The sequence below is a fragment of the Flavobacterium caeni genome (assembly GCF_900101895.1).
In the GTDB taxonomy this organism is placed as follows: Bacteria; Bacteroidota; Bacteroidia; order Flavobacteriales; family Flavobacteriaceae; genus Flavobacterium; species Flavobacterium caeni.
The window spans coordinates 1-13,623 of sequence record NZ_FMVF01000025.1; the positions used below are offsets into that span (position 1 = coordinate 1).

General features: G+C 37.6%; 10 protein-coding genes. 1 reads left to right on the forward strand and 9 read right to left on the reverse strand.

Translation table 11 applies throughout. The features are described 5' to 3' along the window. Positions 1 to 113: 113 nt before the first annotated feature. The 8 genes from BLP55_RS15460 to BLP55_RS15495 all read right to left on the reverse strand — a co-directional run bounded on the left by BLP55_RS15460 (position 114) and on the right by BLP55_RS15495 (position 12,282). Positions 114 to 740, reverse strand: coding sequence for a chloramphenicol acetyltransferase (locus BLP55_RS15460; RefSeq protein ID WP_091146838.1), 627 nt, complete (start codon positions 738 to 740; stop codon positions 114 to 116). Between the two features lie 172 nt (positions 741 to 912). Further along, a complete protein-coding gene (locus BLP55_RS15465; protein ID WP_091146842.1) occupies positions 913 to 1,284 on the reverse strand; it encodes a hypothetical protein in 372 nt (123 codons plus the stop codon). Positions 1,285 to 1,471: 187 nt separating this feature from the next. Then, complete coding sequence (locus BLP55_RS15470; RefSeq protein ID WP_139149742.1) at positions 1,472 to 2,299, reverse strand: hypothetical protein; 828 nt, start codon at positions 2,297 to 2,299, stop codon at positions 1,472 to 1,474. A 270-nt stretch (positions 2,300 to 2,569) separates the two neighbouring features. After that, the gene (locus BLP55_RS15475; protein WP_091146850.1) at positions 2,570 to 3,052 is read right to left on the reverse strand and encodes a DMP19 family protein; all 483 of its coding nucleotides are present in this window, start codon (positions 3,050 to 3,052) and stop codon (positions 2,570 to 2,572) included. A gap of 378 nt (positions 3,053 to 3,430) precedes the next feature. After that, positions 3,431 to 5,035, reverse strand: a complete 1,605-nt coding sequence (locus BLP55_RS15480) for an ATP-binding protein (RefSeq protein WP_091146853.1) — start codon at positions 5,033 to 5,035, stop codon at positions 3,431 to 3,433. Then, the gene (locus tag BLP55_RS15485) at positions 5,022 to 8,621 is read right to left on the reverse strand and encodes an Eco57I restriction-modification methylase domain-containing protein (RefSeq protein ID WP_091146857.1); all 3,600 of its coding nucleotides are present in this window, start codon (positions 8,619 to 8,621) and stop codon (positions 5,022 to 5,024) included. The genes BLP55_RS15480 and BLP55_RS15485 overlap by 14 nt, the downstream gene beginning before the upstream one ends. Before the next feature lies 1 nt (position 8,622). Then, positions 8,623 to 11,982, reverse strand: coding sequence for a helicase-related protein (locus tag BLP55_RS15490; RefSeq protein WP_091146861.1), 3,360 nt, complete (start codon positions 11,980 to 11,982; stop codon positions 8,623 to 8,625). Then, the gene (locus BLP55_RS15495) at positions 11,983 to 12,282 is read right to left on the reverse strand and encodes a helix-turn-helix domain-containing protein (RefSeq protein WP_091146865.1); all 300 of its coding nucleotides are present in this window, start codon (positions 12,280 to 12,282) and stop codon (positions 11,983 to 11,985) included. It abuts the gene before it with no gap. Between the two features lie 650 nt (positions 12,283 to 12,932). On the opposite strand from BLP55_RS15495, the gene BLP55_RS17080 reads away from it, so the two are divergent. Continuing rightward, complete coding sequence (locus BLP55_RS17080) at positions 12,933 to 13,082, forward strand: hypothetical protein (protein WP_170826891.1); 150 nt, start codon at positions 12,933 to 12,935, stop codon at positions 13,080 to 13,082. 236 nt (positions 13,083 to 13,318) lie between these two features. Here the strand turns inward: BLP55_RS17080 and BLP55_RS17195 are convergent. Then, positions 13,319 to 13,623: hypothetical protein (locus BLP55_RS17195; RefSeq protein ID WP_211516840.1), on the reverse strand; the 305-nt coding region annotated here is incomplete at its 5' end.

Here is a 13,623-nt window from a genome sequence, read left to right on the forward strand (position 1 = left end):
AATAGGGGCAGAGTTCCCTCTGCTAAGATAATGTTTTCTTGGTTTGAACAAACGTTCAAGCCCAACAAAACCAGCCGGTTCGCTTAGCGGCGGTTGGCTGAAGTTCCTGAGCATTAATTGTCAAGTTGTTTTTGGAATTCATTCAAATACTTAGCTAAATGAAAACCATCAACCAATCCATGATGTGCCTCGATTGAAATTGGTAAAAATTTCTTTTCATCTCTAATTGTGAATTTTCCAAATGTAATCTTAGGAACCGACTCGGTTTTATCAAGATTTGTCGGATGTAACAATCCAGAAAACGAATTCCAAGGAATCGTTGAATGTCTAATTAAATCTTTTTTCACATCGTCATCATTTAGTCTCAAACCAGTTGAATTTTTTACCGCTTGAATTTCGCTCTGCAATTCCGCATTGAATTTCTGAAAATCATCTGAGAAATTGACGAAGATAAAACCAAAAGTTCCATCTATTCTACCAACTGTCGCTCCCGCATTTATTTTATCAAAAATTACAACTTTATCATCAACAATTCTAAATTTCAGTTCCTCTACAGAATTTATGGCAATCATTGATTTATGGAGGTAATGCGCAAAAAAGGAACGTTCATTTTCTTTCGCATTTTGATAAGCTTTTGTGCAATCGACTTCTGTCGTAATTCCAAAATAGGGACTTGCCATTTTTGAAAAGAATTCAAAATGTTCTTTTCTGTTCCAATTGTTTAAATCTATAAATCTCATTTTTTTGATGATCGTTATTTTGGAATTTCAGCCAACGTTATCTCGCTAACCGAAGTCGCGGTCAAAGCGGACTGAGTTCTCTCTGCCGAAGATAATGTTTCTTCGTGAAACCACAACTTCCGGCTACCGAAAACCCGGCAATGGCTTGAAACGGCGGTTGGCCGAAGTTTCATTATTTAATTATGACATTTATATTTTCCCAACCAAAATTTGACTTTGATAAAAGTTTCTGAATTAAATTAACCGAAATTAGAGCAGAATTTTTCATTACTAAGATTTCCGGATTTTTAATTTTCAGTTTGTAAAGTGCAAAATTATTAATTTGAAATTCGAAACAACAAATTACTTTCTCACCATTTATTATCTCACGCGGTTTCAGAAGTTTTTCTTTAAGAGTTATTGTTTCTGATGTTTTAGTATTTAGCAACTGAATTTCTAGTTGATCCAGATTTTCTAGCGAAAAGCCTCCTGAAAAATATAAATAATAAAAACCATAACTTAATTCAAATTCTTTTTTGTTCTCAGTAATTGGGAATTTTATCATTAAATGTTTTCTATTTAGTTCGTCGTTCGGAAATTTCGGCCAACGTTTCGCGCAGTTACGCAGGAGCGTCAGAGCGGACTGCGTACTGTCTGCTAAGACTAAGCTTTTTCGTGAGGAAAAGCGTCCGGCCACTAAACACCAGCTCTTGCTTAACTGCGCTGTTACCGGATTTTGTCACAATGCGCTATCAATAAAAATAATTTATTGAACTCACTACATCAATTCCATTGTCTGATTCTGTTCTTGTTGCTGAGGACGGAAAATCATTAGTATTATAAGTATAAGTATAATAAGTTGTTTTGATAGTTTGATTTTGTATGCCACCAGCCGATGTATAGTTCTTGATATTATAAATGCTTATTATATTATTTGTTGAAAACACTCCATTATCTAAAAATTTATCAAATTCCAGTATGTTTTTTGTTGGCTTGAATTTCGTATCATAGGTATATATAGAAACTTCATTATACTCGTCGCATGTAAATTCATGTTTTACAAGATTACTGTTTTCAAAAGTATATTTTCCTATTCCTAATGTTACCTCATAGGAGTGGTCCACACCTGCATAATACACTTTTTTTTGTATGTAGTCGACTGTGCCATCACCATTATGTGTAAAGTAAGTTCTTTTACGATCATTTGGGCTGTTGCCAACCTGAAGGTATATTAATTGATCGCCTTCATAAATATATGTGTAAATTTGTAATCCTGTCGGAGTAGTAAAAAATACGTTATAGTCATTATACCCGCTACCGTAATAATAAGAAGCGCCTGTACAATTAAAAAGTCTATTTCCAATATAATTAAACTCCTTCGTAATCGTTACTCCATTTGTAGTTGTTTCAATCCGACGTATTAAATAAGTTTCATCATCAATTGGAGTTTCATCCTCAATGGGGGTTTCCTCCTCAATTGGCGATGTAGTGCCAGCAACTATTGGATCTTCATTTGTGCTACAGCTTGAACAAAAAATAAAAAGCGAAAAAATTACAAGATTTAAAGTGTTTTTTATCACGATTCTACTATTTAGACGATATGACATCCCCAAAAAAAATTAATGGAAAGTTGCTTTACCTGAACTCCAAAGGTACAAAGTTTAATAAAATAATTCTCCATTATCAATGGGTATTTTGCAAATTCCGGTAACGTTAGGCCGCTTCACGCCGTTGCGGATCGAAGCGAGCTGAGTTCTCTCTGCCAAGATAAGACTTTCTTCGTGAAAACCGAATGTTCAACTTACTGAAATCTCCGCAATGGCTTGAAACGGCGGTTGAGCGACGTTGTATTATATTTGACTTTGTCTCAAATAAGCGGCCAATAAATCTTCTAAATTTTCATCATCATCTAGATTAAAATATTTTCTGTCTAACTCATTTAATTCTTTTGTAAATAGGCTTTCATAGCTTTCATATTCCTGATTGGATACAAGCTCAAAAAACCTTTCTGCTTCGTAGCCTTTAGGATTTATCAACGTTAGGCAACGATTTAAAATTTCAAAACTTAAATGCGCGCCAATTCGTTTAAAATCCTCAACGGTTTCTTGTGCAAAAATTCCATATCCGTTGTCGAAATATTGAATAAATCCTCCATTCATTACTTGTTGATTTAAAATCCCGATTCGGTAAACTGTTGCAATTGGCAAAGCCATTTCAGAGACAACTTTTTTCCATTCTGCATAATTTGAAAAATCTATAGCTTTCATTTTTTCGCAAGCTATTTCGTAGTAAACAAAATCAATTAGATCTGAATTAGATAAGTTTTCGTTCATGTTGGTTTTTTCGAGTGATGCTAACAATGTCGCTCAACGTTTCGCCGGTAAGCGAAGTCGCTGACAAAGCGAACTGAGTTCTCTCTGCCAAGATAAAACTTTCTTCGTGAAAATGAAATTTCAAACCTCAGATTCACAGCGATTTTGCTTACCGGCTGTTGGCAGCTGGCCTTCTGTCCTCCTTCATTGTCAGTCCACTGTCTGCATGGGTTTTCGCTGTCTGTGTCGGCTGTGTGGTGGTGGTTTTAAAAATTTTTAGAAGGGGAGGGAATTTTAAAAAATAATTTTGTCTGGGTGGGGCAGGCACACTCTTACCACAGCTTTGGTCTGTGCGGTTGCCTTGCGGGGCTGTGGTATGTGTGTGACTGCTGCGTGGGCTCATTTTGCTTTCAGTTTGATTCGCAAATCTTCAATGATTTTTTCTTTTGCGGCCACTTCACCGTTCAGTTTTGCAACTTCCTTCTCCAATTTGTCAATGGACTTATCTTTCTTAATGTTTCCTATTTCTGCTTTCAGTTTCTCAATTGCAATTATCGTGTCCTTTAGCTCCTTTTCAAATTCAGGTTTTTCAAGGTCGTAATGACTGAATGGATTCATTACAACGCCTCTGTGAATCTTGATTTCTTTAACCAATGCAGGGTCAAGATTGGTTTGTGATTCAATGGCTGTCCAGAAGTCGTCACTGGTTACTTCTTTTTGGTTTTTCTTGTAAGCAACCGGAATTCTCTGTTTGTCACAAATGGTTTTTACCAATCGTTCAAACTCTGTTCGTATGTAAACGGCTGATGCTTTGAAGTCCTTTTCTGTTAGATAATGTTTGGCTCTGTCTAAATAACCATTGTCGTGTTTGATGATGGGAATTTCAAAGTCATCATCATTCAATCGTTTGGAATACACTTCCACAAATTTCCATTGCTCTTCTCCGAAATAGCTTTTCACCAATTCATACCACACTTTGTCATAAGTGGTCATGATGATTTGAAAACGGTCGTCTGCTTTTACGTCAACGAAGTGGTTTTTGAGGATTTCAAGTAGTGGCAAACGATTACTCATGTCCAAACCGATAAGCAAATCGTCCAGTACAAGGATTTTTAATGCTCCTTTTGTCGGGTTTACTTTTATGGATGCCAGATACAGACTAATAGCCAAAGCTGTTAATCTTGCTTCGTTTAGGAAATACTGGTGCTTGGGTATATGCTTGGTGAAAAAGTCAATTTTAAGATTGATGTTCCGGCCTCTTAAATCACGTCTTCCAAAATATTCTACCTTGTCAAATTCAAGTTTCACAATCAAGTTGATGCCAAAGTATTTCAGAAAGGTGTTAGTGTCTCCTTCAATGGATTGGAGAATTTCTTTTAGGCCAGGATTGAATTTGTCTTTAAGGTAATTCTTTGTAGAATCTTGTTGACGAATCGTTTGCTTCTTATTAAAAGTGTCGTCAGCAATAGCTTCCCATTCTCTTCCGATTTCCTTGTTGGTGAATCGGTTGACTGAATGATAAAGAATTCCTTGCTCTATCAGTTTATACTCGTAATGTTTATCATACTCGTATGTTCCTAGCAGCAGATTGAATAAATCGACACTTTCATTATGTCCAAGATGTGTTCGTAATAAACTTCTGTAATCAAAAAATCCTTTGACTTTGTTGGCATCTGAAATCAGGATTTTATCGGCACTTACAATTTCCTTTTGAACGGCATTGAGTTCAAATACCGTGCTTTTGGTTGAATCGGGCTTTTCTTTTACGGTAACTTCAATTTTGGCAGTGTTCTTTTTTGAAGCAGGCAGAAAGATGTTTTCTTCCAATTCAGGCAACTTTTTTACCGATGCCAGAAAGAAATCCTTCATGGCGGTGAACAGCGAACTTTTACCACTCCCGTTTTCACCATAAAGCATAAGATTCTTTCCATCCTTGTCTAACTGGATGTGATGCTCGCCATAGAAAGCACGGTAGTTTGTTATTTTAATATCAGTTATTCTCATTCTTACCTTCTATGATTGCGATTTCCGGAATGGAACTCATGTAAAATAAATTCACTCTCACAGCATGCTCACGGTCATTCAGGCGGTTGAAAATCGTTTTACAGATTTTCATTTTCTGCCCGTCACTCATTTTGTCTGTAAACTCTGGCAACTCCCCAAGATGCTGTATGATTTCCCTTTTGTGTTTTTTAATCAACTCAGGGAAATACAACTCATACACCATACCGTCAATGATTTGCTCAAAGTAGGTGGGCATGAGTTGGTATTTAACATCATCTATTTCTCTCTCTAATAGGTGAATTAAGTATTTGGAGAAAGATTTGAATTGTCCTCTTACCTTATCCTGAATTTTAGGGATGGGCAAGTTATTTATCATGTCTGTATTGAAATTCACCCCTTGATTATAACTAGAGCCTCTATACTTTTCCTTAATATAAAACAGGGGAAGTTTTGAATTTATTATACCTAAAATCGCATAAAGGTCATCTGCGTTTATTTCGTCTTTGGTAATTATCAATGTCGATTTTCCAGGAATTATTTCAGCGTAATAATCCAAACAAGCATCTAAAAGTGTTAGTCCTTTTATGATTATTTTGGGTTTCTGTGATTTCTCAGAGTAGCTGTTATTAAAGCCCTTGATGAACTTTTTCTTGTCAACTACGGGTGTTAAGTATTTGTACTTTTTGGTTGGATTCGATTTGTCCTTTAAATATGTCATTTCAGAGATTCCCCATCTTGAAACATACTTACTAATTGTGCCTGTATTAATTACTTTGAAATGCAAATCGGGATTAAAATCATTTGGCTTAATATCCTTTAGATATTCTTTTAGTTTGTATGCGTCAGAAGTTGCACATGCGTTTTCACATTCACCATATTCAATAAATCTGTGAGGCAGTGAATCAAAAGACCTAAGTAAGTCAACATGTGGAGAAAACAACCAATCAAAGGCAAATGGTTCCGTAAGATTGGATTTTAAAATGTTACCGAGATTCTGAATACTATTATCACTGAACTTATCTATTCCCAAATAATCGGACTCTGCTTTATTTATAAATGTAATTATTGAATCCACTTTTGCTGTTTGAAATACCTTGCGACCAGCTTCAGCAATTTTATTGAAGTTCTTTTTAAGTTGTTTTCTTAACTCATAGCCAAAAGGTTTAGAAATCCATTTGTCGGGTGTTATGTAAACAAGATTTCCATTTTGATTTAAAAAGTGGAAACCCATATCGAAAAAGGCTATATAGATATCCCAATTACCCTTGCAGAATGACATTTTACTAGAAAGATATTCACGAAGCTCATCTTGCCCTGTGCTTACCATTGTTTCAGAATCAATGTAGGGAGGATTAGCAATTACTATATCAAACCCTGCATTACCATTAACCAAATAAGGATTTAATACTTCAGGAAAATCTAATTTCCAATCAAAATGCTCAAAGGATTCTTCTTTGTTTTGCTTTACCCTTTGCAGTTTGGAAATTGTGTTTTTCCAACTTTGTGTTTGAAGCCATAACTCCATTTGTGCTGCTGCTTTTTTCCCACTTTCTGTCGGCTTCTTTTCCAAACCTTTGGTGTTTATCATTAACTCCAACTGATTAATTAAAATATCAATTTTGAGATTACGAATTTCAGCGGCTAATTTCTTTTTATTTGTGGCATGAAAATATTCCGACTGCTTTGCGGTAATTTTTTTGAGAAGTGCTTGCCTCTTTAATACGTTCTCATTGCCAAACAAATTGCCTTGTGTACCTTCCTTGATTTCCCAGTCAATTTCAATTATTTCATCTTCAAATTTGCTCACCAAACTGTCGCCTACCACAATTTTATAATCCAAGTTAGGCAAGGCTCTTGGTTTTTCTTCGTCTACCACTAAACTCAGCCAGAAACGCAAACGGGCAATGTCAACGGCTCCTTTTTCAATATCCACACCATACACAGAGTTTTGGATAATGTTTTCTTTTACATCAGCCGGTTTCCAGGTCTGTTGCAGTTCGTAGGCAATTACTTCTTTTATAGCATGTATTTCCTGCAACAAGCCCATTGGGAAAGCACCCGAACCAATGGCAGGATCACAAATCTTTACCGTGTCTAACAAAACGTCAATTTTCTTTAATTGGGCTTTGGTCAAGTGGCTAATGTCTTTATGTTTTACAATGAAGGCTACATCATCACGATTCAGCGCTTTGTCGCCCAATTGCTCCACCATTTTCAATTGCCCTGTTTTGGTTTCGTTGCCAAACAGTTCAACCTGTGCGTTGCCAATCTCTTTGTAAACCGTGTATTCTTTGCTCAAATGTGTGGTGAGGTATTCCGTTAAACTCTCCTGACACATGTAATGCACAATTTCCTTAGGTGTGTAAAATGCACCTTTGTCTTTGTTGTCTTCCAGTAAGTTTTCAAAAATGTGTCCGAGCATTTCAGGGTCAACCGCTACGGTGTGGTCGTCAGGGCTGTCTTCATGCACGGTAAAGTTGAAGGCATCTAAAAAGTCAAGGAAACCTCTTGCATTGTCCTTGTTCTTTTCAGTGAGCAGGGTATCTTCAAAATCGGGATGATGAAACAGTTTTGATTTGAACGTGAGAATATGTTCGTCATGGTCTTCTTTGTCAAACAAACCACCATTCAGAAAAGGCACTTTTACCTTTTTGCCATCTGGCATTTTAAAATCATCATTGTTTCTTTCTTTGTTCAGTGTTTCGAAAAACAGCACCGTGAGCCATGTGCTGTAAAAGGCATCATTGCCACCCGATTGTTTGAATAGCTGTTTAATAAAATCGGTTAAACCGTCTTTGTATTGGGTATCACTTGCACCCATCCAGCCTTTCTTTTGTACGAAGTAGAGAAACACAATGCGACCTAAGAGTTTCTTTACAAAATCACGAATGGGTTTGCAGGCTTTGTCTTTTTCTTCTTTGGTGGCGTTTGCCGGAATGGTGATTTTAAAAACTGATTTTCTGAAATTAGATTCCTGTAAATAATCGCAAAACTTTTGGTAATGCAGGGTGTATTCGTCAAAGAATGCCTTGCTGAGTTTTTCAACGGAGAACGCATTCACTAATGCCTGAAAAGTGATTTGCTTTTCGGTGCTAAGCGATTCAAAGCGTTCAGCGGCTGTTTTGCAAGTTTCCGAAGGACCTAAAAGATACGTGTAGCGTTTGGCATGTGTAGTTTTTTCTTTAATTCCTTGTTCAGTCAATTCACTGTCTTTGGCAACCAAAGTCAAACGCCAAACCTTTTTATTTTGCGGAGCAATAAAGTTCACCAAAGCAATTTGTCCGGCAGTAAGCAACTTTCTTACATATCGCTGAATCGCCACCTTGCTGTGTTCAATGCGAACCGAAGGTTGGAGATTGATTTCATAGCAGGTTATTTCCGTTCCGTCCTCCAGATTGATAGTGCCATAAATGGAAACTGATTGAATAACGGCTTGCTCCGATTTATTGGGCTGCACCGAAGCAGGAACTGCACTGCTGCTAAGATTAAAGCATGAACCGAAAACCGGACTTAATACTTCTTTTCCAAAAAGTATCCTGTCGTAAGGCTTTTGTAATGCGGTTTGTATTTGTATTCTGTTAGCCATTTTATACGAAGCTTTGCGTTAAAACAATTTTAGGATTCACGATGCCTTGCCCTGTTCTTTTTTCTTCACCTGCTTCGGCATTGGATGAAAGGTCGTAGCTATCGAGCAAGTCAATAAAGAGTTGTTCAACAAACTTGGGTGGTTCTTTCAGCAATTTGGCATTGGCAACAAAAAAGTCGTTGATGGATTTTGGTAATCCTTTAGAGCCATACGTTCCCTTTTTTATCAAGTCGAGTGCCCGTTGCAAAGCCATTCTTTTTTGTTCGGTCGGTGCTACTTTGATGATAGCATTAATGTTGGTAATAGCCTTGTTTTCCGCAGGACTCAGATTTTTACGGGAAATGGTTTGCACATTCTCCTGATTCTTTTCCGATTTAAAATAGTCAAGACCTTTTACCGTTTGCTCGTAATGCAGCGAATGCAGCGGAACAGCATTTTCAGTTTCTTCGGCTTTATAGACTTTAACTGCTTGCAGAAAATTCAATTCAATGATATTGTAATCGGGTGTAATCAAACAGAAGATTCCCGGATGGTTTTCACTTTTCAGATAAGTAAGCGAAGTGTTCTGAAGCGGATAATTTATTTCGCCTGTTTCAGCTTCCATTAAAGTGAGTTGATGTCCTTCGTCCGCTTTTCTTCCGCATCTTGCTTTATTCGGGATTTTTGAAATTTCTGCAAATCGTTTTGGGTGCTTCTTTTTAAAATCTCTCAACTCGTTGAGGTAATTCAGAATCTCGCTTTCTTCTTTTTGAATTTTGTTGCCGAACAAAGCACCATCACCCTTTTCTTCCAGCAAGGAGAAGATTTTGTTGTCCTCACCAAAAGCGGTGTGGAAGGATTGTAATTTTCTAAGGGCATTATTTACCAACTTGATTTGCTCGTCACCATGTGCCGAGGGATAGAAGTTGTAAACGAAAATCTGTTCCGCTCTCGAACCAATCCTGTTCACGCGACCAATGCGTTGCATTAAACGTGTAGCGTTCCAAGGCACATCATAGTTCACAATCAAATTGCTTCGGTGAAGGTTGATACCTTCTGCCAAAACCTCTGTGGTGATGATGATGTCATATTCGCTTTTCCATTTTTCTTCTTCAAGGTTGGCATCAAAGTTTTCCCTAAGAATATTCTCAACGGTTTTTCGGTTTTCGGCACTAACGGTCAGCACACGAAATTTGAAATTCTTTTTGATTTGCTCAGATAATTGCTCTGCTGTCTCTTTGGACTCAGAGAAGATTACCAATTGTCCGCTTGGGTTATGCTTTTTGCTTTTGAAGAACTCTGCTTTCAATTTATCGCTGAAGGCTTCTAGTTTAGGGTCCTTTTTTACCTTACTCCAACGTAAAGCCAAATCGTCCACCTTTTCTTTATCCGATTTAAGAAGTGCAATAAACTTTTTGTCAAAAGCAGATTTTTTAAATTCTTTATTGTTTCCGCCCTTCTCGTTTATTTTGGCTTCAATCTGGTCGTAGCTTAATCCTTCTTCCAGTAGTTTGTTGATGTCAAGGTCAGGAGCAACAAATACCCTGTCGTTTTCAAACATTTCAATCATGTTGTCAATGGCTCGTTGAAAGCGATTGATGGATTGAGTAAAGGCAAAAAAGCTGCTTTCCAAACGCTTCACCAAAAGCGTTTTCATGATTGCACTTAAACGACCGGAAATTGATTTTACGTTACCGTAAATCTTTTTGTCTTCCTCATTGGCTAAAAATTCAATAGCACGGTAACGATAATAACCTAAGCCGTCTGTTTCATTGCCATATTCGTCCAATCCAGTAATTAAAGAAACTGTTTCATAAAATAGCGTTGCCAGTTTCCCATCTAATTCATAGAACAATGAAATCGGGTCGTCCACTTTCGGGAAGATGATTCCCTGACTTTTCATGTCGTCTAAATACTCTTTGTTCTTTTCAATGTCGGTTCTTGTTCTGCGAATTACCAAAGGTTCAACAACATCATCCCTTAATTTTTGGAAAAGTGATTTCAGTTTTTTGATGTTAAGTGTTTTTTCGGCAGCAAGTTTCTTGTATTGCTCGTTCAGTGGTTTGAAATAATCCTGAAGGTTGCGGATATTCTCCAATGTGCTGTTTCGTTTGTCTTGAAACAGATAAAGCTGATTTTCGATGTCCTGCGGCCTGTTGTTTAGTGGTGTAGCGGAAATTAGAATAACCTTTTTTCGGGTGTCGCCATTTTCAGAAGGTCGGCTTCTTGGTTTTTTGCAGATTTCCTGTAAAGCCAAATACATTTCGGTGTAGTCGTTTCTGAACTTGTGCGATTCGTCCACCACAACTAAATCAAATTTGTCTGCATTGGAGTAGCTGTAATTGTCCTCGTTCAGAATTTTATGCAAACTACCAAGCGTAATGAACTCAAAGTGATTTTTGATTTGAAAATCTTCGGTGGTTCTTCGCCAGTTTGCTTCCAATGCCGGAGGAACAACAATTAGAATTTTGGAATGTGTTCCGTTTTCATAAATGAATTTTTTAATCACCATGCAAGCGATAATGGTTTTACCCAAACCAACCACATCAGCCAAGATAAAGCCGTTGTGCTTCATCATAATGGCATAGCCCTGATTCGCAGCATCTGATTGGTATTTCAAACGCATGAATTTGTCGGGGAGCAATAAGTCTATGTTGTATGGGTCGTATTCAACACGTTTTCCGAAATACTCAATCAGCATCTTGATATACAACTCAAAAGGAGTGAAGTCATCACGCAAATAGGTTTTCTTTCTGATGGCTTCTGCTTCTGCATGAAGGATTGGAACAGACTCGTTCCAAAGTCTTTCAAATTCTTCCGTAGCGAATTTTACATCTTCATACTCACGGAGACTTACATTGAATTCGTAATTGGATTCAGGGTTTGCTCCAAGTCCGGCATCAGTCAGATTGGAAGAACCTGTAATTACTTCGCAAGGGGCATATTCATTGAATGATGCTGGTCGGAAAATGTAAACTTTAGCGTGAATCTTCTTTTTGGGGTGTGCTCTTAATTCAATCTTACCACTTATTAGGTCGTCAATAAATTGAATAATCCCTTTCTCTGTTACTTCGTCATAGTCTGCTTCCTGAATGTTCTTGATGATTTCTTCTAAAAAGTCAGCTTTTGTTTCTTCGGGATTGTCTAAGTAGAATTGTCCTTTGTCGTGATACTTCTTTATGAGTTGGTCAACATTGATTCCCACAAGAATTCTAATTCTTGGAATCTTGTCAAGAAAAGCCCTAACCTTGAAATAACCAGAAGTTCTGAAATAGCCAACGAGTGCATCAAAATGACGAATGCTGTCAATATTCGTGAATACTCCCTCAAATTTCTTGAGTAAGCTGTTGTCGTCTTGATTTGTAAAAAACTTAGTTGGCATCTATTTCTTTCTTCTTTTAAGTTGTTTTTCTGCTTCTTTTAATCCTTCAGTTAAATGTTCCAAGCCTCCAAAGTCTTTGTTGATTTTGTCGGCAATGAAACTTGTTTGAACTTCTTTCAAGTCCAGTTCCAGTATTTCTGCCAATGGTTTCAAGTAGTCCGGTGAAGCTGGTCGTTCTCCTCTCTCTACTTTACTCAAAGTTGAAGTGTCAATGTCGAGATGTGCAGCAACCTTCCGCAATGGAAGTTCCTTTTCTTCTCTTTGTTTCCTAATGTAATCCCCGAATGTTACGTTGCTCATTTAGACAAATTATTTTGGACAGAGTTGTCAAATATACTCTTTATTTTGAGACTGTCACCGTGCGGTGGGGAAATTTTGCTCTTTTGGTTTTGCGAAGGGTCGGGCTTGTGTGTCGGGCAAAACCAAATGTGCAAAATGCGGGCAGGCAGAAAATTATTTTTTAAAATGTGCGGTGGGAAAATTTTTAAAACCATTGGGTCGGTATAAGTGTCGGCAAATAAGACTGTGTCGAGTTGCAGCGAAATTGTCTGTCCGTTGCTTGGTCAAGATGTCAAAGTCCGATGGTTAAAATGTCTCGTTTATAGTTGTCGTGTCGTCTTTTTAGGCTTGCTGCCAACGTTTCGCCGGTAAGCGAAGTTGCCGACCAGAGCGAACTGAGTTCTCTCTGCCAAGATAGAACTTTCTTCGTGAAACCACAACTTCCGGCTACCAAAGATTCGGCAATTTTGCTTACCGGCTGTTATAAGAACCTTGCAGCAAAGCCATGACAACGAATGTTTTGAAATGATTTTTCACGAAGACATCAAAAAATGATTTCCCATAAAAGGAAATCATTTGCGAGATGCTCCGGATTGAAATTGCTATGAAAGCCGACGAAACAGATTGGTCAAAAGCTTTTTGTCAACGAAACTCATATAAAAAACCTCGGCATGAGAATCATATTTCAAAAAAATAAAGAAGGAGAATTATTATTTCTAAATCAGCGGCTCGTAGCTTATGGGGAAAAACAAGGTTCTTATAACGTTCCCCGCATTTGCGCAGAAGCGGAAATAGGAGCGGAGTTCTCTCTGCTAAAATAAGAATTTCTTGGTTTGTGCGAACGTACAACTCACTAAAAACCAGCTTTTGCGTAAATGCGGTGTTGCACGGACGGCGACTTTCAAATAGAATTGATCAAGTTCGGTTTTATATTTTTTATTTTCATTCTAGCTTGGAAGATTTTACTTGGAAGCCGACAAGGAATTCCTGAAGATAACGACAACGAAACTCCACAAAGATTTTTGACAAAAAACTTCGCCAAGGATTGGCTGGAAAATTAACTCGTTTGCAGCGAACTCTCTGATTTGGATTTCAGCGCAAAGAGAATCATATGAAAACCTGACAAGCTCGGCGACAAAGTTTTCGGCGCTAAAAGTATATTTTTCAAATTCAGCGCAAAGAAAATCATTTGAAAATTAACGACAAAGATTGGTCGGTAAGTTTGATTCAACACGAAGATTTTCCGGGTTTCCTCGGAGCTGTCGTGCAACGTTTCGCCGGTAAGCGAAGTTGCCGACCAGAGCGAACTGAGTTCTCTCTGCCAAGATAGAACTTTCTTCGTGAAACCACAACTTCCGGCTA

Excerpts from the sequence above, each read along its gene's own strand:
- BLP55_RS15480 (WP_091146853.1), bottom strand. The coding sequence starts at position 5,035 with ATGAGAATAACTGATATTAAAATAACAAACTACCGTGCTTTCTATGGC.
- BLP55_RS15485 (WP_091146857.1), bottom strand. The coding sequence starts at position 8,621 with ATGGCTAACAGAATACAAATACAAACCGCATTACAAAAGCCTTACGAC.
- BLP55_RS15460 (WP_091146838.1), bottom strand. The coding sequence starts at position 740 with ATGAGATTTATAGATTTAAACAATTGGAACAGAAAAGAACATTTTGAA.
- BLP55_RS15490 (WP_091146861.1), bottom strand. The coding sequence starts at position 11,982 with ATGCCAACTAAGTTTTTTACAAATCAAGACGACAACAGCTTACTCAAG.
- BLP55_RS15495 (WP_091146865.1), bottom strand. The coding sequence starts at position 12,282 with ATGAGCAACGTAACATTCGGGGATTACATTAGGAAACAAAGAGAAGAA.
- BLP55_RS15465 (WP_091146842.1), bottom strand. The coding sequence starts at position 1,284 with ATGATAAAATTCCCAATTACTGAGAACAAAAAAGAATTTGAATTAAGT.
- BLP55_RS15475 (WP_091146850.1), bottom strand. The coding sequence starts at position 3,052 with ATGAACGAAAACTTATCTAATTCAGATCTAATTGATTTTGTTTACTAC.
- BLP55_RS17080 (WP_170826891.1), top strand. The coding sequence starts at position 12,933 with ATGAGAATCATATTTCAAAAAAATAAAGAAGGAGAATTATTATTTCTA.